Here is a 19,958-nt window from a genome sequence, read left to right on the forward strand (position 1 = left end):
CCGCTAGCCCCGCCAGTAGAGCACGCAGACGAGCGTGAAGAGGCGCCGGGCCGTGTCGAAGTCGAGCTTGATCTTGCCGCCCAGCCTGTCCATCAGCGTCTGCGAGCCCTCGTTGTGGATGCCGCGCCGGCCCATGTCGATCGCCTCGATCTGGCTCGGCGTCGCGGAGCGGATCGCCTGGTAATAGCTCTCGCAGATGAGGAAATAATCCTTGACGATGCGCCGGAACGGCGTCAGCGACAGGATGTGGGTCGCCACGTCCTCGCCGCTCTCGCTGCGGATCGCAAAGATCAGCCTGGAATCGAGCAGGGAGAGATGCAGGCGATAGGGACCGCCCGGATGGCCGAGCGGCTCGAAGCTGTTTTCCTCGATGAGGTCGAAGATCGCCACCGCCCGCTCGTGCTCGACGTCCGGCGTGGCCCGTCCGATCGTTTCGTCCAGGACCACATCCGAGAGGCGATAGCGGGATTTCGACGACATCGACGCCTCATCCCCCCGCATTGAGGCGGATCGACACGGACCGCGCGTGGGCGCCGAGGCCCTCGGCCTTCGCCAGCGTGACGGCAGCCGGCCCCAGCGCGTTCAGCTGTTCGGCGCCGAGCCGGAGGATCGAGGTGCGTTTCATGTAGTCGAGCACCGAGAGACCGGACGAAAAGCGCGCCGAGCGCGCGGTCGGCAGCACGTGGTTGGAGCCGCCGACATAGTCGCCGATCACCTCTGGCGTGTGGCGCCCGACGAAGATGGCGCCGGCATTGCGGATCCTCGAGACCAGGTGCTCCGGATCGGCCGTCGCGATCTCGACATGCTCGGCGGCGATGCGGTTGGCCAGCGGCACGGCGTCTTCCAGACTTTCGACGAGAATGACGGCGCCGAAATCCCGCCAGCTGTCCGCCGCCGTCCCGGATCGCTCCAGCGTCCGGAGCTGCCGCTCGACCGCAGCCTCCACGGCATCGGCGAGCGCCGCGCTGTCGGTGATCAGGATCGCCTGCGCACCCCTGTCGTGTTCGGCCTGGGCGAGCAGGTCGGCGGCGAGCCAGTCCGGATCGTTCTCCGCGTCCGCGATGACCAGCACCTCGGAGGGGCCGGCGATCATGTCGATGCCGACCGTGCCGAAGACCTGGCGCTTCGCCGCAGCGACGAAGGCGTTGCCCGGGCCAGTGATCTTCGCCACCGGCTCGATCGTCTGCGTGCCGTAGGCGAGCGCGGCCACCGCCTGCGCCCCGCCGATGCGGTAGATCTCGTCGACGCCGGCGATGCGCGCCGCCGCGAGCACCGCGGGATTGATCGTCCCCGCGCGGGCGGGCACGACCATGACGACCCGCGGCACGCCGGCGACCTTGGCCGGAATCGCGTTCATCAGCACGGAACTCGGATAGCTCGCCGTGCCGCCCGGAACGTAGAGGCCAACCGCGTCGATCGCCGTCCAGCGGGAGCCGAGGCCGACGCCGATCTCGTCCTCGTAGAGGTCGTCCTTGGGAAGCTGCCGGCGGTGGTGCTTTTCGATGCGCCGTGCGGCGAGTTCGAGCGCGGCGATCACGGTCGGATCGACCTCGGACCGGGCGGCGTCGAGCTCGTCGGCGCCCACGCGCATCGGGGTCGTCGCAAAATCGAGGCCGTCGAAGCGCCGCGAATAGTCCGCAAGCGCGGCATCGCCGCGGGCGCGCACGTCGTCGATGATCGCTCGCGCGGCGGCGTTCACGTCCTCGGACACCTCGCGCTTGGTGGTGAGGAAGGCCGCGAAACGCGTTTCGAAGTCGCTGTCGCGCCGGTCGAGCCTGATTGCCACGTCACGTCATCCCTGTGGAGGCCGGCAAGGCCGGCCCGTCGTCAATCCGCCGGATGGCGGGGTTTCAAGGTGGTTTCCCACGCTCCGCCCGTATCCGCAAGCTGACTTTCGACGCATTCCACATCGAGCGCGATCCCGGCGTCGCCGGCCATGACGATCTCGACCGTCCCGTCCGGCCCCTCGCCCTTCGGCGCGAAGCGGAGGGCGAGCAGCGCCAGCACGCCGTCGCGGTCCTTGCGGTCGATGCCGATCGAGCGCACGGCATTCACCCGCTTGAACGCGATGACGGAGCGGCGGCGCTCGAAGCCCTTGCCGCGGCGGTCGGCCTTTTCCCACACGAAGCGGTTCACCGCGAGCGAGAACACGCCGTGGCGCGCGTCGAAGGAGAGGTCGGCGATCTTGCAGACGGCGTCCTGGACATGCGCCGAAATGACGGCGAGGTCGTCCGCGTCGAGCGCCATGAGCTTCAGGCTGTCCATTCTCGTCCTTTCCGTCGGCTGATGATGGACAGGAGATAGGACGATGCCGGCCCGCATGCAACAGCCGCCGTCGCGCCGGTCAATCGCTGACGCGCTCGACGATGGCGCCGCAACGGGTGAGCTTTTCCTCGAGCCGCTCGAAGCCGCGGTCGAGATGGTAGACGCGCGACACCATGGTCTCGCCCTCCGCCGCAAGCCCGGCGATGACGAGCGAGACGGAGGCGCGCAGGTCCGTCGCCATGACGGGCGCGCCGCGCAGCCGCTGCACGCCCTCGATCTTCGCCGTCTGGCCGGACAGCGATATCTTCGCGCCGAGACGGGCGAGTTCCTGCACGTGCATGAAGCGGTTCTCGAAGATCGTCTCGGTGATATGGGAGACCCCGCCCGACTTCGTCATCAGGCCCATAAACTGCGCCTGCAGGTCGGTCGGGAAGCCCGGATAGGGATCGGTGACGACATCCACCGGCTTGATGCCGGCGCCGTTGCGCACGACCCGGATGCCGTTGTTCGTCGGCGTGATCTCGGCGCCGGCGCGGCGGATCGCCTCGAGCGCGGTGTCGAGAAGGGCGGAATCGGTGTCTTCGAGAATGACGTCGCCGCCGGCCATCGCCACCGCCATGGCATAGGTCCCGGTCTCGATGCGGTCGGGCAGCACGCGGTGGCGGGCGCCGGAGAGCGCCGTGACGCCCTCGATGGTGATCGTCGCCGTGCCGGCGCCGGTGATCCTGGCGCCCATCGCATTCAGGCACTTGGCGAGATCCTGCACTTCCGGCTCGCGGGCGGCATTGCCGATGACGGTGGTGCCGCGGGCGAGCGTCGCCGCCATCATCATCACATGCGTCGCGCCGACCGAGACCTTCGGGAAGGTGTAGCGGGCCCCGACGAGGCCGCCTTCCGGCGCGGTGGCGTCGATATAGCCGCCGTCGATCTCGATCCTGGCGCCGAGCGCCGTCAGCGCCTCGATGAAGAGGTCGACCGGCCGCGTGCCGATCGCGCAGCCGCCCGGCAGCGAAACCCGCGCCCTGCCTTCGCGCGCCAGCAGCGGCCCGATCACCCAGAAGCTCGCCCGCATCTTCGAGACGAGTTCGTAGGGGGCGGTCGTGTCGACGATGTTGCGCGAGGTGAAGTGGATCGTGCGGGAATAGCCCTCGCTCTGGCGCTCGCGCCGGCCGTTGACGGAGATGTCCGCGCCGTGGTTGCCGAGAATGCGGATGAGCTGCTCGACGTCGGCCAGGTGCGGCACGTTCTCGAGCGTCAGCGTGTCGTCCGTCAGAAGTGACGCGATCATCAGCGGCAGGGCGGCGTTTTTCGCGCCGGAAATCGGAATGACGCCCTTGAGCTCGTTGCCGCCTACAATCCTGATCCGATCCATGTGCACCTACGGGCGCCACGCCCGCCTTTCCAAAACCGTCTGTCGCAGAAGGCGCCTCTTTAGAGCATGTGCGGCACAAAGAGAAGCCTTGCCGCCGGCGGACGTCCGCGGCGGCGCCATCGGTCGGCGATTGCCGGCGGCCCTGCTACCTAGCGTGCGGATTCGTCCGTTTTTGCGGCAGGCAGGCCGGTCGTCTCGTCGGCGTCGCCGGACCGCCGGGCGCGCGCCTGCTGCTTGCGCCGTGCGAGGTTCTCGCGCAGCGTCTTTGCAAGCCGCTCCGCGCGCCGCTCGGCTTCCGTCTTCGCCGCCGCGCCGCCGGCTTTCGGCCCATGTCGATCCCGCTCTGTCATGTCCGCGTCATAGCGAAATTCCGCCCGGCCGGAAAGCACCCCCGCCCGGCGACGGGCGAAGACCCCAATTTTGTTGCCGCAAAACCGAGTTGCGGCTTGCATGGCCCGGGAGACTATGGCAATAGGCGCCTCGCTCGACGCGATCACATCCGCCGCGTCGCCGGATGCTGCTATAGCTCAGGGGTAGAGCACTCCCTTGGTAAGGGAGAGGCCGAGAGTTCAAATCTCTCTAGCAGCACCATTTCCCGGAAAATGACAAATACCCTGCGCGGTTCTCGCTGGACCATGCCTTTGGCTGCGTCCGGGCCGAAGCGGCGGCGGCACGGCTCACGCCGTGGCGCCCTTCGTTGCTGTCTGGTGGATTTCAACGAGGCTCGGGCCCTTGCGGGCGGCGGCCTCCTTCAGCGCGGCGCCAAGCCGGTCCACGCTGTCGAGCCGCAGCGCGGGAAGGCCGTAGGCTTCGGCGACCTTCAGGAAGTCCGGTGCCGACGGCCTCACCCCTTCCGGCATGATGCCGTTTTCCACCATGTGGTTTTCGATCTCCTGGTAGCCGTCATTGTTCCAGACGAGGAAGATCACGCGCGCGCCGATGTCGGCGGCCGACCCGATCTCCGCGAGCGAGAACTGGAAGCCGCCGTCGCCGACGAGGCAGACGACCGGCGCATCCGGCGCCGCGACAGCGGCGCCGACGGCGGCCGGCGGGCCGTAGCCGAGCGCGCCGTAACCGGTCGCCGCATTGAACCAGCTCTTCGGCCGCGGCGGGTCGCAATAGAGGTTGCCGGCATAGACGGCCTGCGTCGAATCGCCGACGATGATCCCGTCCGGCAGCGCGGCATAGATCGCGTCGATGATGCCGATCTCGGCGCGGGTCTTCGGCGTCTGCTCTGCGAGCGCCGCCTTCCGGGCGGCGGCGGCACGCGCCGAACCGTCCCGGGGCTTTCCATCGCCCAGAAAGCCGAGAATGCCGGCCGCGGCCGACCTGGCGCTCGACAGCACCGGCAGGGTAGCCTGCTGGCCGCGTGCAAGCTGGGCGGCGTCGATATCGACCCGGATCAGCGCCTTGAGCGCCGGGAATCCCCCGTCGACATACATGTCGTAGTCGGTCGGCCCCAGTTCCGTGCCGAAGGCGAGCACGAGGTCGCTTTCGGCGATCAGGCGACGGACGGACTTGAGGCTCGGGCTCGCGGGCACCCGCAGCGCATGGCCGGCCAGCATGCCGCGCGCATTGACGGTCGTCACCACCGGAGCGCCGATGCGCTCGGCGATCCGCCGGATCCCGTCCTCCGCCGACACCGCGCCGCCGCCGCAGAGGATCACCGGACGCGCCGCCTCGGTCGACAGGATCGCCGCGTGCTGCAGCCGCTCGGCGTCGGCACGCGGACGCGTCGCCTCGGCCGGCTTCGGCGTCCCGAGGTCGATCGGTTTTCCCATCACGTCGGTCGGGATCTCGATATGGACCGGCCCCGGGCGCCCGGAGAGCAGCACGGCGAAGGCGCGCTCGACCACGGCCGGCAGATCCGCAGGATTGAGGAGCGTGTGCGTGTAGAGCGCCAGCGTCTTCATCATGCCCTGCTGGTCGGGCAATTCATGCAGCAGGCCGCGGCCATGGCCGAGCGAGTCCCGCCGGTTGACGCCGGAAATCACCAGGATCGGCACGGAATCCTGCCGCGCCTGCGCCATGGCGGTGATCGTGTTGGTCAATCCCGGCCCGGTGATGACGAGCGCCACCCCCGGCTTGCCCGAAACGCGGGCGTAGCCGTCGGCCATGAAACCCGCCCCCTGTTCGTGGCGCGGCGTCACGTGGCGGATCGCCGATGCGGCAAGGCCGCGATAGAGCTCGACCGTGTGCACGCCCGGAATGCCGAACACCACCTCGACGTCGTTGACCGCGAGCAGGTCGATCAGCGCCTCTCCCACCGTCCTTGTCGTCATGCGCGGCGCTCCAGCTTGCGGCCGGTCCGGCCGATGAGGCCGACGATGCGGCGGCAAGCTTCCTCGATCTTGTCGTCCGGCACCGTCAGGCTCATCCGGATGAAATTTTCCGCCTCGTTGCCGAAGGACGAGCCGGGCATGACGGCGACATGCTCTTCTCTGAGCAGCATCCAGGCGAAGTCCTCGCCGGTCATGCCGGTACCGGCAACATCGACGACGATGAACATGCCGGCCTCCGGCGGGATCGGCACGAGGCCCGGTGCGGCGGCGAGTGCCTCGGCGATCATCCGCGAGCGGCGGCGGTAAGCCTGCCGCATGCCCGCCGAGGTCGTGATCGGATTGTCGAGCGCATAGGCCGTCATGTCGGCGATGAAGGGCTGGCCGCCGAAGAGCATGGTCTCGGAGACAGACAGCAGCCGCGTGCAGAACTCCGCCGGGCCGATCGCCCAGCCGCTGCGGAAGCCGGGCGCGGCATGGGACTTGGAGATGGACGAGACGACGATGGTGCGTTCGGCAAGCGTCGGATCGTCGAAGGGCGAGGCAAAGGTGCCGTCGAAGACGAGTTCCTCGTAGACCTCGTCGCAGACAAGCCAAAGGTCGTGCTTCCGGCAGACCGCGCCGATCGCCGCGATTTCTTCTGCCGAGAGCACGGCGCCGGTCGGATTGTGCGGCGTGTTGAGCAGCAGCACCCGGCACTCCGGCGTGATCGCCGCTTCGAGGTCCTCGGCCTGCATGTGAAAGCCATGCTCGGGCTTCAGCGGAACCGCGACCTGCTCGGCGCCCGTCGAGCGGATGACGCCCTCATAGGTCGCATAGAGCGGATCGCCGACCAGCACGGCATCGCCCTTTTCCACGAGCCCCAGCATCACGGCGAAGAGCGCCGTCTGGGTGCCCGGGAAACACAGCACGTTCTCGCTCGTGACATCCGCACGCCGCGCCCGGTACTTGCGGACCAGGGCATCGACGATCGAGGGCTCGCCGCGACCGTTGGAATAGCGGTATCGCCCCGCATGCATGGCGCGGATCGCCTCGGCAAAGAGGCTCGGATCCGGCGGTACGTCCGGTTCGCCGATGGTGAGTTCCAGAATGTCGGCGCCCGATGCCTTCATGCGCCGCGCTTCCACATGAAGCGCCCATTTTTCCGACCCCAGATTGGCCAGACGGCCCGTGATGGATGCATAGCGCATCGGCGCCCTCCCGTGTTTCAGTTGCATTTTCCGGTCACACGGAAAGGCCCGTGCGATCGATCGTCTGGCCGAGCAGCGCCTCGATCGAGGTCAGCGCGATATCGACCAGTTCGTCCTTTTCAAACAGTTCCCCGGCCAGGCAGCCCTCGAGCCAAAGTCCGTCGAGCAGGCCGTTGACGGCAATCGCCAGGTGCCGGCAGCGTTCCTTCGATGCATCGGCGCCGCGCTCGGACAGAAAGTCGTGCAGCAGCCCCTCAAGCGCATCGCGGAAGCCGAGATAGCCCTCGCGATGGATGGCCGCCAGCGCCGGATCGACGCTGGCCCGGCTGATGAAGGCCGCCCAGAGCGACAGGCTGCGGCTGTTGGTGACGGGTTCGGTCAGGTTGATGACGATGAAGTCGCGCAGCCGCGTCTGCGGATCGCCGGTCACCCGTTCCGCTTTTTCCGTCAGTCGCGCGATGACCACCCGATAGGCTTCCTGAAGGATGTGCTCCTTCGTCTGGAAATAATGCCGGATCAGCCCGGCCGTCACGCCCGCCTTGACGGCGATCTGACGCACGGTCGCCCCCTCGAGGCCGAACTCCGCAATGCAGTCGAGCGTCGCCTCGATCAGGTCATGACGCCGTTCGGCCTCGGGAGCCCGGTGGAAGGTTCGTCGCGTCATCGCCTCCCCTGTTCCGCCATCAGGCCGCGCGCCGGAGCACCGGCCGCGTCAGGCAGGTCGGCCCACCCTCGCAGGCGATGCAGAGCGCATCCGCCTCGAAAGTCTCGACCGTGCATCCGGCGGCCTCCATCGCGGCCTTGGTCTTCGGGAATCCCTCGACCATGATGACCGCGTTCGGGCGGGTCGGCAGCACGTTGAGCGACAGGCCGTTGCTGGCGTGGAACTCGTCCGCAGGCGCCTCGATCAGCCGGATGCCGCGCGTCTTCAGGAACTGGTAGAAGGCCGCCGGCAAGAGCGGCGCGAAAACGAGCGCCAGGTCGCCGGCCAGCGGACTTATCACGCTCATCAGGTGCAGGCAGGCCTCCTCGCCTTGCCAGAGCGGCAGGTCGTAGGCGAGAACCGAGATGCCGTGCGGCGCCAGCATCGTCGTCAACTGGTCGATACCGTCCTGGTTGGTGCGCACGCCGCGGCCGACGATGAGCGTCTTCGCATCGAGCCAGATGCAGTCGCCGCCCTCGACGGTGCCGGGTGCCTCGATGCGGCCGAGGATCGGGATCTGCCGTTCGGCATAGGCCTTCTCGTGCAACGCGGTCTCGGCAACGCGCAGCGGCTTGCCCATGCGCAGCAGGATCGCGCCGTGATCGGACATCAGCGACGGGTCATGGGTGAACATCGCGTCGGCGAGGCCATCGCCATGATCGTCGAGCCAGAGGATCTCCGTGCCCGATTTCTCCACCAGACGGGCAAAGGCCGCATACTGGCCGACGGCCTTCCTGCCGTCGAAGGTCGGGCCGTAGTGCCATTTCGCCGGATCGGCCGTCTCGAGGCTCGGCCCCGGCCGGCGCATCAGCACGCGCTTCAGGGGGGCGGACATTTCCTGCGAACCGTAGGCGGTCATTCGGTGCTCCTGCTGGAAAAACGATCAGATGGCGGGGGTGCCGGAAAATTCGGCGTCATGGCTATTATACGCTTGAATAATTACTCCACAAGTGCCACGATGGGAGAAATGGAACAGCGGTGACGGGCCGAAGATGCCTGCGCCAACAAGAAAAACAGGGGAACCTTGGCATGTGCGAAGCACCGATTTTCCGTGCGTCGGAGTCCACTCCGCGATGACGGAACGCGCCGAGGCAATCGCGGTCAGGGGCCTGCACAAACGCTTCGGGCCGCTCGAGGTTCTCAAGGGGATTTCGCTGACCGCGCATGAGGGCGACGTCATCGCCATCATCGGCGGCTCCGGCTCCGGCAAGTCGACCTTCCTGCGCTGCATCAACATGCTGGAACTGCCGACAGCGGGCACGGTCACCATCCACGGCGAGACGATCGCCATGAAGAAGGACGGTCACGGCGGCCAGATGCCGTCCGACCGCAAGCAGGTCCAGCGCATCCGCTCCCGCCTCGGCATGGTGTTCCAGAGCTTCAATCTCTGGCAGCACATGACCATCCTCGAAAATGTCATCGAGGCGCCGATCCATGTGCTCGGCGTCAGAAAGGACGAGGCCGTTTCCCGCGCCGAGACGATCCTGAAGCGCGTCGGCCTCTATGAGAAACGCGACGCCTACCCCTCCTTCCTGTCCGGCGGCCAGCAGCAGCGTGCGGCGATCGCCCGCGCGCTCGCCGTCCAGCCGCATGTCATGCTGTTCGACGAGCCGACCTCGGCACTCGACCCGGAACTCGTCGGCGAGGTGCTCTCCGTCATCGGCGATCTCGCCAGGGAGAAGCGCACGATGATCCTCGTGACCCATGAGATGAAGTTCGCCCGGAACGTCGCGAGCCATGTCGTCTTCCTCGCCAATGGCCAGATCGAGGAACAAGGCCCGCCGGACGCAATCTTCGGATCACCGAAATCGGAGCGGCTGAAGAAGTTCATCAGTTCCATCCACTGAAGCCAAAAATAACCAACAGAGGGAAGACCATGAAGACTGCCTTGAAGACCATCGCTCTTGCCGCCGCGATCGGCCTTGCCGCCATCTCGGGCGCCAGCGCCCAGCAGGTCCGCGTCGGCTTTGCCGCCGAGCCCTATCCGCCCTTCACCTCGCCGGATGCATCCGGCAACTGGGAAGGCTGGGAAGTGGAATTCATGAAGGCGATGTGCGCCGAAGCCAAGCTCGACTGCGTGATCACGCCCGTCGCCTGGGACGGCATCATCCCGGCGCTGACCTCGAGCAAGATCGACATGATCGTCGGCTCGATGTCGATCACCCCCGAACGCCTGCAGACCATCGACTTCTCCGACAAGTACTACAACACGCCGACCGCCGTGATCGGCCCGAAGGGCACGGACTTCGAAGCGACGCCCGAAGGGCTTTCCGGCAAGACGATCGGCGTCCAGGTCGCGACCATCCACCAGGTCTACGCCGCCAAGTATTTCGGCGAGAACGGCGCGACGGTGAAGGAATACCAGACGCAGGACGAGGCGAACAACGATCTGGCCTCCGGCCGCATCGACGCCGTCCAGGCCGATTCGATCGCGCTCGACGCCTTCCTGAAGTCCGAACAGGGGGCTGCCTGCTGCGACCTGAAGGGCAACGTCAAGGACGACCCGGAGATCCTCGGCGCCGGCGTCGGCGTCGGCCTGCGCAAGGGCGAGGACGAGCTCAAGGGCAAGATCAACGCCGCCATCAAGGCGATCCGCGAGAACGGCACCTATGACGAATTCTCGAAGAAGTACTTCGACTTCGACATCTACGGCGGCTGATCCGGACGGTCTCCACATCCTGCCGGCGGCCCTGCCGCCGGCATCTTTCCCCGAACGGACGAATAGCAGATGGCCGATGCCGGATCGCTGATCAACTGGAGCCTGCTTGCGCTGGAACCGCCCGGCTGGGGCGGCGTGCTTCTGTTGGGTTTCGTCAACTCGATCCAGATCGCCGTCGGCGGCTATGCGCTCGGGCTCGGGCTCGGCACGGGCGGCGCCTTCGGCAAGCTCTACGGCGGGGCGGTCACGAAGGACCTGCTCGAGGTCTATACGACCGTCGTGCGCGCCGTTCCCGAACTCGTGCTCATCCTCATTCTCTATTATGCCGGCACCGACGTCCTGAACCAGTTGTCCGCCGCGCTCGGCTTCGGCTCCGTCGACATCAGCGGCCTTGCGGCCGGCATCTTCGTCATCGGTGTCGTGCAGGGCGCCTATTCGACCGAGGTTTTGCGCGGCGCGATCAAGGCCGTGCCGGCCGGCCAGATCGAGGCGGCGCGTGCCTACGGCATGTCGCCGCTGCAGATCCTTCGGCGCATCACGCTGCCCGCCATGCTGCCGCATGCGATTCCCGGTCTCTCGAACCTCTGGCTGATCGCCACCAAGGACACAGCCCTGCTCGCCGTCGTCGGCTTCAGCGAGCTGACGCTGGTCACGCGCCAGGCGGCGGGTGCGACCAAACACTATCTTCTCTTCTTCCTGGCAGCCGGCGTGCTCTATCTGGCGCTGACGCTCGCCTCCAACGTCGTCATTGGCATTATCGAGCGCCACTACCGGCGCGGCATGGCGGAGCCGGCCTGATGAGCGAACAGACCATCACCGCCGTCGCCCTCACCGACCTGCCGTCCCGGCAGAGCTTCCTTAAGCCACATCGGATCGTCATGCTGGCGGTCGCGGCAATCCTCGTCTTCTGCGTCGTCTGGTTCATGCGGTGGGACTGGGTGCCGAAATATTCCGGACGCCTCGTCTCGGGCATCGGCGTGACGCTGATGATGCTGTTCAGCACGGCCATCCTCGGCTTCCTGCTGGCGGTGCCGATCGGACTTGTGCAGGTGACCGGGCCGCGCCCGCTGAAATGGCTCGCCAGCGTCTTCTGCACCGTTATCCGCGGCACGCCGCTGCTGCTCCAGCTCTGGCTGCTCTACTACGGCCTCGGCTCGCTGTTCCCGCAGTTCCCGGAAATCCGCAACTCCTTCCTCTGGCCCTATCTGCGCGAGGCCTGGCCTTACGGCGTCGCGGCGCTGACGATCTCGTTTGCGGCCTATGAGGGCGAGGTGATGCGCGGCGCCTTTGCCGGCGTCCCCCCGGGAGAACTTGAGGCCGCGCGCGCCTATGGCATGAGCCCTTTCACCGTCTTCCGCCGCATCTGGCTGCCGCGGGCCGTCCACCGGGCGCTGCCGACGCTGAACGGCGAGACCGTGCTTCAGCTGAAATCGACACCGCTGGTGGCAACGATCACCGTCATCGACGTCTACGCGGTCATCTCCAAGGTGCGCCAGGAAACCTACATCACCTATGAGCCGTTGCTCCTGCTCGCGCTCATCTATCTCTGCCTGACAGCGATCCTCGTGATCGCCTTCCGCTATCTCGAAAACAGGATCCCCACGCGCGGGGCCTGACAACCGGACATTGCCATGACCATTCATACGACCCTCGCCAACGCCATGCCGGAGCTGGTGGCGATCCGCCGCGACTTGCACGCCCATCCGGAACTCGGGCTGGAAGAGGTCCGCACATCGGGCATCGTGGCGCGCGAACTCGCAAGCTGCGGTTATACGGTCACGCGCGGGCTGGCGAAGACGGGCCTGGTCGCGACGCTCACGAACGGGACGAGCCGCCGCTCGGTCGGCATCCGCGCCGACATGGATGCGCTGCCGATCCTGGAGGAGACCGGGCTCCCCTATGCCAGCAGAACGCCCGGACTGATGCACGCCTGCGGCCATGACGGACACACGACCATGCTGCTCGGCGCGGCAAAGGTGATCGCCGAACGGCGGAATTTCGACGGCACGGTGCACCTCATCTTCCAGCCGGCCGAGGAGAATTTCGGCGGCGCGAAGATCATGATCGACGAGGGACTGTTCGAGCGCTTCCCCTGCGACGCGGTTTTCGCGCTCCACAACGAACCCACCCTGCCCTTCGGGCAGTTCGCCCTTCGCGAGGGACCGATCGGGGCGGCCGTCGACGAGGCACGCATCACCGTCAACGGTATCGGCGGCCACGGCGCCGAGCCGCAGGAGACCGCCGACCCGATCGTCGCCGGCGCTTCGATCGTCATGGCGCTGCAGACGATCGTCTCGCGCAACATCCATCCGCTCGACCCGACCGTCGTCACCGTCGGCGCGTTCCACGCCGGTTCGGCGAGCAATGTCATTCCGTCGCGCGCCGAGATCGTCGTCGGCATCCGCTCCTTCGATCCGGCGGTGCGCGACGAACTGGAGCGCCGCATTCGCCTCGTCGCCGAACGGCAGGCCGAAAGCTACGGCATGAGCGCCACCGTGAACTATGAGCGCAGCTACGACGCGACCATCAACCACAAGGCCGAAACGGATCTGGTGCGCGATCTGGCGATCCGCTTCGCCGGCGCCGACAAGGTGGTCGACCTCGAGCGTCCGTTCATGGGCAGCGAAGACTTCGCCTATATGCTGAAAGAGCGGCCGGGCACCTATTTCTTCCTCGGAGCGAAGAGCTCGGAGAACGACAGGTCGCTTCACCATCCGGGCTACAATTTCAACGACGACCTGTTGCCGATCGGTGCGGCCTTCTGGACGGAACTTGCGGAAAGCTACCTGAAAGCGTCCTGATCGACCGAGGCCCCTTCCGGCCGCGTGCGGCAATGCTTCCGCGCCCGTCATCCTGTCATCGTTCCGGGCGAAAATGCCGCAAGCGCCGGATTGTCGCGCTGCGACAACCTGCCGGTTGTTCGGTGATTGACCTTGTCCGCTGCTGCACCACATTCTTACGGACGGCGGAGGTTTCACGCTGCACGTGTGGGCATCCGCGCGGCGCCGCGTCCGCGAAAAGGAAGAGGAAGACCGATGTTCGATTCATTCGACGCCACCTTGCTTGCCCGCTTCCAGTTCGCTTTCACGGTGTCCTTCCACATCATTTTCCCGGCCTTCTCGATCGGGCTCGCGAGCTATCTCGCGGTTCTCGAAGGCCTGTGGCTGTGGACGAAGGACGAGGCGTATCTGGCGCTTTTCGATTTCTGGAAGACGATCTTCGCACTCGCCTTCGGCATGGGCGTGGTGTCGGGCATCGTCATGTCCTATCAGTTCGGCACCAACTGGGCCGTCTTCTCGGACAAGGCAGGTCCGGTTATCGGACCGCTGATGGGCTATGAGGTTCTCACCGCCTTCTTCCTCGAGGCGGGTTTCCTCGGCGTCATGCTCTTCGGCCTGAATCGCGTCGGACCGCGGCTGCATTTCCTCGCCACCTGCATGGTCGCCTTCGGTACGCTGATCTCGGCAACCTGGATCCTCGCCGTGAACTCCTGGATGCAGACGCCGGCCGGATTCGGCCTGAACGAGCAGGGCCAGTATATACCGACCGACTGGTGGGCGGTGATCTTCAATCCATCCTTTCCCTACCGCCTCGTGCACATGGTGCTTGCCGCCTATCTGACGACCGCCTTCGTGGTCGGCGCTGTGGGCGCCTATCACCTGCAGCGCGGCGACGCGCCGCGGCGGGCAACAAAAATGTTCTCGATGGCGATGTGGATGGCGGCGATCGTTGCGCCCGTCCAGATCTTCGCCGGCGACGCCCACGGCCTCAACACGCTGGAGCATCAGCCGGTCAAGGTCATGGCGATGGAGGGACACTATGACAGCCATCCGGACGGCGCGCCGCTCATCCTGTTCGGCATGCCGAATTCCGAGGCGAAGCGCGTCGACTACGCGATCGAAATCCCGAAACTGTCGAGCCTGATCCTGAAACACAGTCTCGACGCGCCGCTCGCCGGTCTGGACACGGTTCCCGACGAGCTGGAGCCGCCTGTTCCCATCGTCTTCTGGTCCTTCCGCATCATGGTCGGAATCGGCTTCGCGATGCTCGGCATGGGATTGTGGTCGCTCTGGTGTCGCTGGCGCGGTACGCTCGGCGAGAACCGCTGGCTGCACCGTGCTGCCATGCTGATGGGTCCCGCCGGGTTCGTCGCAGTCCTCGCGGGCTGGGTGACGACCGAAGTCGGCCGCCAGCCCTATACGATCTACGGCCATCTCCTGACGTCGCAGTCGATCTCGCCGGTCGACGCGCCGGCCGTCGCGACCTCGCTCATCGCCTTCATCATCGTCTATTTCCTCGTCTTCGGCGCCGGCACCTTCTACATCCTCCGGCTGATGCGGCGCCTGCCGCGCGATCCGATGCCGGACCTGCAGGGCGGTCCGCTCCGGTCCGCCGGCATTACGCCGGCCTCCGCCGTTGCCATCAAACCCGGGAGCGGCCACCATGGCGCTTGATCTTCCCTTCATCTGGGCGGCGCTGATCGCCTTCGCCGTTCTTGCCTATGTGGTGCTCGACGGCTTCGATCTCGGCGTTGGCATTCTCTTTCCGTTCTTCAAGGCGAAACACGACCGCGACGTCATGATGAACTCGGTCGCGCCGGTCTGGGACGGCAACGAGACCTGGCTGGTGCTCGGCGGCGGCGGACTGCTCGCCGTCTTCCCGCTTGCCTATGCGACGATCCTGCCCGCCCTTTACATGCCGCTGACGGCCATGCTGCTCGGCCTGATCTTCCGCGGCGTCGCCTTCGAATACCGCTGGCGCACGAAACGCGGCGAATTTCTCTGGGACATCGCCTTTTCCGGCGGTTCGACCGTCGCGGCCTTCAGCCAGGGCGTGGCGCTCGGCGCATTGGTGCAGGGCATTCCGGTCGAAAACCGCGCCTATACGGGCGGCTGGTGGGACTGGCTGACGCCGTTCTCCGTCGCGACAGGCGTTGCATTGCTCGTCGGCTACGCGCTGCTCGGCGCGACCTGGCTCGTGATGAAAACCACCGGCGACCTCGCGGAACGGGCTCGGTACTATGCGCTCAGGGCCGGCGTCGGCACGCTGGCGGCGATGGGGATCTTCAGCCTGTGGACGCCGTTCCTCAAGCCGCTCTATCTCGACCGCTGGTTCGGCTGGCCGACGATGATCTTCAGCATCGTCGTTCCGCTTCTCGTGCTCGGCTGTTCCTACCTGCTGATCCAGGGATTGAAGACGCGACACGACACGCGGCCCTTTCTCGCCGCGCTCGGCCTGTTCGTGCTCGGTTTCATCGGCATCGGCATCAGCTTCTACCCCTATATCGTGCCGACCTCGGTGACGATCTGGGAGGCGGCCGGGCCGGACGAGAGCCTCGGCTTCCTGCTCGTCGGCGCCGTCGTGCTCGTGCCGATCATCCTCGCGTACACCGGCTATGCCTATTGGGTGTTCCGCGGCAAGGTCGATCCGGGAGAGGGGTACCATTGACCGTGGAGCATGGCACGGGCCGCAAGCTGCTCTGGTTCGTCGGGCTGTGGGCGGCGGGCGTCGCGACGGTGACCGTCGTCGGCCTCGCCATCAAGCTCATGCTCGGCGGCTGAACCGCTGCATGCCGCACCTGACGTTACGTCAGCATCTTATCAAGCCTCACGCCAGCTTCGTATCCTAGCTTGACCTCGGCCGGCATGCAGGCCCCCGAAGCGAGACAGGACCGCACCCTCCTCGTTTCCCCGGGCCTGCATGTGGCTTTTGGCCTCGCACCGCCTCCACCGCTTTTCCCCTTCGCCGCCTTCTGCTATCCCGCACCGCAAAAGGAGAACGGGATGACGATGCGCGCGGCCGACTGCACGACGATGGCGGAAATCCGGGAGAATATCGACAGGATCGACGAGGCCCTGATGGTGCTCCTCGCCGAACGCTGGACCTTCATCGGCCGCGCCACCGAGATCAAGTCCGGGCTCGGCCTTCCCGCCGACATTCCGGAGCGGGTCGCGGAGGTGCGGCGGAACGCTCGGCTGAACGCCGGGTCGCACGGACTGGACCCGGACTTCTACGAGGATATCTGGAGCCAACTCATCGACCACGCGATCGCGCATGAGAAACGCGCGCTGGGCGAGGCCGAATAAGCCTTCAGATCTGGTTGCGCCGGGTCAGGTGGTTTTCCCAGTCGAGCGCGGTGCGCACGATGAAGGCGAGATCGTCGTGTGCCGGCGTCCAGCCGAGTTCCTTCATCGCGACCGCCGGATTGGCAACGATCGACACGGCGTCCCCGGGCCTGCGGCCGGCGATCCGCACCGGGAAGTCGACGCCCGAGACCTCTTTGACCCGGCTCAGCACTTCAAGCACCGAGAAGCCGCGTCCATAACCGCAATTGGCAACCAGCGAGCCGCCGCCGGCGCGCATGCGCTGCAGCGCCTTGAGATGGGCGTTGGCGAGGTCGGTGACGTGAATGTAGTCGCGCACGCAGGTGCCGTCCGGCGTCGGATAGTCGGTGCCGAAGACGTCCATGCCCTGGCGCTTGCCGAGCGCCGCCTCCGAGGCGACCTTGATCAGATGCGTCGCACCCCTTGTCGACTGGCCGGTGCGGCCGCGCGGGTCGGCGCCGGCGACGTTGAAGTAGCGCAGCGCCGTATAGGCGAAATCGTGCGCCGCCGCAGTGTCGCGCAACATGATTTCCGTCATCAGCTTGGAGGAGCCGTAGGGCGATTCCGGCCGGACCGCCGCCGATTCCAGCACCGGATCGGCCGTCTCCGGCGTACCGTAGACGGCGGCCGTCGAGGAGAAAACGAAATGCGGGATTTTTGCCTCGACCGCTGCCGCGACCAGCGCCCGCGACTTCACCGTATTGTTCTCGTAGTAGGACAGCGGATCGGCGACCGATTCGGGCACGATGATCGAGCCCGCAAAATGAATGATCGAATCGATCGGGTTCTCGGCGAAGATGCGCGCCAGAAGATCGCGGTCGGCGATATCGCCCTCGTAGAAGCGCGCCTCCGGCGCGATCGCCCAGCGGAACCCCGTCGAGAGCCGGTCGATGACGACGACCTCCTCCCCCGCATCCACCAGCGCCCAGACCATGTGCGAACCGATATAACCGCCGCCGCCGGTGACGAGAACTGCCATGCCATCTCTCCGAATCGTCCAATTTCGCAAGCCATATCATCCTGCCGTGATTGAAGACACAACAGGTTGCGGGTCCGCCCTCGACTGCAATGCCAATCGGGCCGTTCTGCGGCCACACCGCCATGGAAAGGAAGCCCGTGTCCGATCGTGTCGTCGTGCTGTCCGCCCTGGCCGGAGATCTACGGGCGCGATCCCGAACGGCGGCACGGCGTCGATGCGGCGGTCGCGGAATACGAGCGGCTCGCGGCGGTCTATCCTGGCCTCGGCTGCGAGGCGGTCACGCTTCCCAAAGTCCCGGTCGGGGCCGCGCCGATTTCGTCCTCGCTTCGCAGCCTGGGATCAGCGCGCCGAGATGTAGCCCGCAAGCCGCTCGGCCGCCGCCTCCACCTGCCTCGAATCCCGCAGGAAGCAGGCGCGCATGAAGCGTTCGCCGCCGGGTCCGAATGCGGTTCCCGGCGCCAGCCCGACGCCCGTGCGGTCGACGATGTCGAGCGCCGCAAGCCGGGAGTCGGTCACCCCGTCGATCTTCAGGAAGGCATAGAGCGCGCCGTCCGGCTTCAGCGTCTCCACCCGGTTCGTCGCAATCAGCCTGTCGCACAAAAGGTCGCGGTTGCGCGCCGCCTTCTCGACGTTCGACCGGACGAAGTCGTCCCCTTCGTCGAGCGCCGCGACGGCGCCCTTCTGCAGGAACTGCGGCACGCCGGAGGTCGAATACTGGATCAGGTTCTCGATCACCTGCCCCATCTCCGGCGGCGCGACGATCCAGCCGACGCGCCAGCCGGTCATCGACCAGTTCTTCGAGAAGGAGTTCACGAAGACGACCCGGTCGCCGTCCTCCATCACATCGAGGAAGGACGGCGCGCGGCCGCCGGCATAGTGATAGAGCGCATAGATCTCGTCCGCCATGATCCAGAGCCCGTGACGGCGGGCGATGGCGAGAAGATCGGCGAGATCCTGCCGCGCCGCGGTCCACCCGGTCGGGTTGGATGGCGTATTGACGAAGAGCACGCGGGTCTTCGGCGTGATCGCCGCCTCGAGCCGCTCGAGGTCGAGCTGCCAGCGTCCCTCGGCAAATTCCAGCGGCACGGCGATCGGGCGCGCGCCGGACAGGGCCGCGGCCGCGGAAAAATTCGGCCAGGCGGGCGTGAGGTAGACGACATCGTCGCCGGGCGAGGTCAGAGCCTCGATCGCGAGCTTGATCGCCTGCATGCCGGAGCCGACGACGTAGAAATGCTCGGCCGGCAGCGTCGTGCCGAAATGGCGGGTGTAGTAGCGGGCGAGCGCCGCCCGCAGCTCCGGAATGCCCCGCTGCCAGGTGTAGAAGGTCTCCCCGGCCGCAAGCGCCCGCGCCGCCGCCTCGGAAATGAAGGCGGGCGTCGGCAGGTCGCCCTCGCCGACCCAGAGCGGGATCAATCCGTCGCGGCCGCGCGCATAGTTGACGAGTTCGACGATGCCGCTTTCCGGCGCTTCGAGCGAACGGGGGCTGAGACTTTCAAGAATGGTCATACGGGATGGGGCTCCGGCAACAAAAACCGCCGCGACCGGTCGGCGCGGCGCGGCGCGGCGGTTCTACCGGTTTTCGGAAGGGACATCACGCGAGTTTCGCTGACGGTCCCATCGATTCCACTGATGCATGCGCTCTGAATCAGGCGGCGGGGCGGCTCTTCAGAAGGTCGCGGATCTCGGTCAGGAGCTGTACGTCGGCCGGCGGCGGCGCGGCTTCCGCGATTTTCTCCTTCTCGACCGTTGCGCGCAGCCGGTTCACCCCCTTGATCATCAGGAAGATGATCCAGGCGAGAATCAGGAAGTTGATGAACACCGTGATGAAGTTGCCGTAGGCGAAGACCGCACCCTGCTCGCGCGCCGCCGCCAGGGACGGGGCGGTGACATTGCCGGACAGCGCCACGAAGTAGTTGGAGAAGTCGAAGCCGCCGCCTGTCAGCGCGCCGACGATCGGCATGACGAGGTCGTTGACGATGGAATCGACGATCTTGCTGAAAGCGGCACCGATGATGACGCCGACGGCAAGGTCCATAACATTGCCGCGGGCGATGAACGCCTTGAATTCATTGAGCATACGGGTCTCCTGTTCCTGCGAGGCCGTCTCACCCTAATGCAGTTTCGCCACCGAGGGAACAAGCCGCCCGCTGCAACCGGAGAGAATGGCGCCCGCCGGCTTTCCGGCCCGCCCCGCGACTTTGGACTAAGGCGGCGGTGATTTTCTTCGCCGCCGGGATGGAATATGCTGGCCTCCCGGTCATTTGGCCGGTCGTTTCGGGAGGAAACATGCTGCCGGGCTGGCTGATCTTTGCCTCGGCGCTCGCCTATCTGCTGCTGCTTTTCGCGGTGGCGAGCTACGGGGACCGCAAGAGCCGGGATCCGAGTGTGGCGGCGCGCGGCCGGCCGC

The 19,958-nt window shown here is 66.5% G+C and carries 20 protein-coding genes, 1 tRNA gene and 1 pseudogene; 10 read left to right on the plus strand and 12 right to left on the minus strand.

The window, feature by feature from the left end; translation table 11 throughout:
• Window positions 1-3: 3 nt before the first annotated feature.
• The 5 genes from LXM94_RS18050 to LXM94_RS18070 all read right to left on the minus strand — a co-directional run bounded on the left by LXM94_RS18050 (window position 4) and on the right by LXM94_RS18070 (window position 3,987).
• Complete coding sequence (locus LXM94_RS18050) at window positions 4-480, minus strand: UPF0262 family protein (protein WP_235772861.1); 477 nt, start codon at window positions 478-480, stop codon at window positions 4-6.
• A gap of 7 nt (window positions 481-487) precedes the next feature.
• A complete protein-coding gene (hisD, locus tag LXM94_RS18055; RefSeq protein WP_235772862.1) occupies window positions 488-1,786 on the minus strand; it encodes a histidinol dehydrogenase in 1,299 nt (432 codons plus the stop codon).
• Window positions 1,787-1,827: 41 nt separating this feature from the next.
• Window positions 1,828-2,265, minus strand: coding sequence for a DUF2948 family protein (locus LXM94_RS18060; protein WP_235772863.1), 438 nt, complete (start codon window positions 2,263-2,265; stop codon window positions 1,828-1,830).
• Window positions 2,266-2,344: 79 nt separating this feature from the next.
• Window positions 2,345-3,637 carry a UDP-N-acetylglucosamine 1-carboxyvinyltransferase gene (gene murA, locus LXM94_RS18065; protein WP_235772864.1) on the minus strand — a complete coding sequence of 431 codons (1,293 nt, stop codon included), beginning with the start codon at window positions 3,635-3,637 and terminating at the stop codon, window positions 2,345-2,347.
• A 149-nt stretch (window positions 3,638-3,786) separates the two neighbouring features.
• Window positions 3,787-3,987, minus strand: a complete 201-nt coding sequence (locus tag LXM94_RS18070) for a hypothetical protein (protein ID WP_235772865.1) — start codon at window positions 3,985-3,987, stop codon at window positions 3,787-3,789.
• 166 nt (window positions 3,988-4,153) lie between these two features.
• Between LXM94_RS18070 and LXM94_RS18075 the strand changes: the two genes are divergently transcribed.
• Window positions 4,154-4,228, plus strand: a tRNA-Thr gene (locus LXM94_RS18075).
• Between the two features lie 86 nt (window positions 4,229-4,314).
• On the opposite strand, the gene LXM94_RS18080 is transcribed toward LXM94_RS18075, so the two are convergent.
• From LXM94_RS18080 to LXM94_RS18095, 4 genes are read right to left on the minus strand one after another with little or no spacing between them, the layout of a single operon-like run.
• On the minus strand, window positions 4,315-5,919 hold the full coding sequence (locus LXM94_RS18080) for a 5-guanidino-2-oxopentanoate decarboxylase (RefSeq protein WP_235772866.1): 1,605 nt from the start codon (window positions 5,917-5,919) through the stop codon (window positions 4,315-4,317).
• The gene (locus LXM94_RS18085) at window positions 5,916-7,106 is read right to left on the minus strand and encodes a pyridoxal phosphate-dependent aminotransferase (protein WP_235772867.1); all 1,191 of its coding nucleotides are present in this window, start codon (window positions 7,104-7,106) and stop codon (window positions 5,916-5,918) included. Before LXM94_RS18085 ends, LXM94_RS18080 begins: the two co-directional genes overlap by 4 nt.
• 34 nt (window positions 7,107-7,140) lie before the next feature.
• Window positions 7,141-7,770, minus strand: coding sequence for a TetR/AcrR family transcriptional regulator (locus tag LXM94_RS18090; protein ID WP_235772868.1), 630 nt, complete (start codon window positions 7,768-7,770; stop codon window positions 7,141-7,143).
• 19 nt (window positions 7,771-7,789) lie between these two features.
• The gene (locus LXM94_RS18095; RefSeq protein ID WP_235772869.1) at window positions 7,790-8,668 is read right to left on the minus strand and encodes a dimethylarginine dimethylaminohydrolase family protein; all 879 of its coding nucleotides are present in this window, start codon (window positions 8,666-8,668) and stop codon (window positions 7,790-7,792) included.
• Window positions 8,669-8,882: 214 nt separating this feature from the next.
• Between LXM94_RS18095 and LXM94_RS18100 the strand changes: the two genes are divergently transcribed.
• From LXM94_RS18100 to LXM94_RS18135, 8 genes are all read left to right on the plus strand, one after another.
• Window positions 8,883-9,656: an ABC transporter ATP-binding protein gene (locus LXM94_RS18100; RefSeq protein ID WP_235772870.1), complete on the plus strand. Its 774-nt coding sequence runs from the start codon at window positions 8,883-8,885 to the stop codon at window positions 9,654-9,656.
• 29 nt (window positions 9,657-9,685) lie between these two features.
• A complete protein-coding gene (locus LXM94_RS18105) occupies window positions 9,686-10,468 on the plus strand; it encodes a transporter substrate-binding domain-containing protein (RefSeq protein ID WP_235772871.1) in 783 nt (260 codons plus the stop codon).
• A 69-nt stretch (window positions 10,469-10,537) separates the two neighbouring features.
• Window positions 10,538-11,266, plus strand: coding sequence for an ABC transporter permease (locus LXM94_RS18110; protein ID WP_235772872.1), 729 nt, complete (start codon window positions 10,538-10,540; stop codon window positions 11,264-11,266).
• Complete coding sequence (locus tag LXM94_RS18115) at window positions 11,266-12,084, plus strand: ABC transporter permease (protein WP_235772873.1); 819 nt, start codon at window positions 11,266-11,268, stop codon at window positions 12,082-12,084. Before LXM94_RS18110 ends, LXM94_RS18115 begins: the two co-directional genes overlap by 1 nt.
• A 15-nt stretch (window positions 12,085-12,099) precedes the next feature.
• Window positions 12,100-13,269 carry a M20 aminoacylase family protein gene (locus LXM94_RS18120; protein WP_235772874.1) on the plus strand — a complete coding sequence of 390 codons (1,170 nt, stop codon included), beginning with the start codon at window positions 12,100-12,102 and terminating at the stop codon, window positions 13,267-13,269.
• A gap of 234 nt (window positions 13,270-13,503) precedes the next feature.
• Window positions 13,504-14,922: a cytochrome ubiquinol oxidase subunit I gene (locus tag LXM94_RS18125; protein WP_235772875.1), complete on the plus strand. Its 1,419-nt coding sequence runs from the start codon at window positions 13,504-13,506 to the stop codon at window positions 14,920-14,922.
• Window positions 14,912-15,916, plus strand: coding sequence for a cytochrome d ubiquinol oxidase subunit II (gene cydB / locus LXM94_RS18130; RefSeq protein ID WP_235772876.1), 1,005 nt, complete (start codon window positions 14,912-14,914; stop codon window positions 15,914-15,916). Before LXM94_RS18125 ends, cydB begins: the two co-directional genes overlap by 11 nt.
• Before the next feature lie 335 nt (window positions 15,917-16,251).
• Complete coding sequence (locus LXM94_RS18135) at window positions 16,252-16,554, plus strand: chorismate mutase family protein (protein WP_235772877.1); 303 nt, start codon at window positions 16,252-16,254, stop codon at window positions 16,552-16,554.
• A gap of 4 nt (window positions 16,555-16,558) precedes the next feature.
• Here LXM94_RS18135 and galE read toward each other — a convergent pair whose 3' ends face one another.
• On the minus strand, window positions 16,559-17,551 hold the full coding sequence (galE, locus tag LXM94_RS18140; RefSeq protein ID WP_235772878.1) for a UDP-glucose 4-epimerase GalE: 993 nt from the start codon (window positions 17,549-17,551) through the stop codon (window positions 16,559-16,561).
• Window positions 17,552-17,713: 162 nt separating this feature from the next.
• Here galE and LXM94_RS18145 point away from each other — a divergent pair.
• Window positions 17,714-17,874 (plus strand): annotated as a pseudogene (locus tag LXM94_RS18145) (AAA family ATPase); the annotation flags it as partial.
• 16 nt (window positions 17,875-17,890) lie between these two features.
• Here the strand turns inward: LXM94_RS18145 and LXM94_RS18150 are convergent.
• Both LXM94_RS18150 and mscL read right to left on the minus strand, forming a co-directional pair.
• Complete coding sequence (locus LXM94_RS18150) at window positions 17,891-19,057, minus strand: pyridoxal phosphate-dependent aminotransferase (RefSeq protein ID WP_235772879.1); 1,167 nt, start codon at window positions 19,055-19,057, stop codon at window positions 17,891-17,893.
• A 139-nt stretch (window positions 19,058-19,196) separates the two neighbouring features.
• Window positions 19,197-19,628, minus strand: a complete 432-nt coding sequence (gene mscL, locus LXM94_RS18155; protein ID WP_235772880.1) for a large conductance mechanosensitive channel protein MscL — start codon at window positions 19,626-19,628, stop codon at window positions 19,197-19,199.
• Between the last annotated feature and the right edge of the window lie 330 nt (window positions 19,629-19,958).

It is taken from the genome of Rhizobium alarense (genome assembly GCF_021555155.1).
Classification (GTDB): domain Bacteria; phylum Pseudomonadota; class Alphaproteobacteria; order Rhizobiales; family Rhizobiaceae; genus Rhizobium_D; species Rhizobium_D alarense.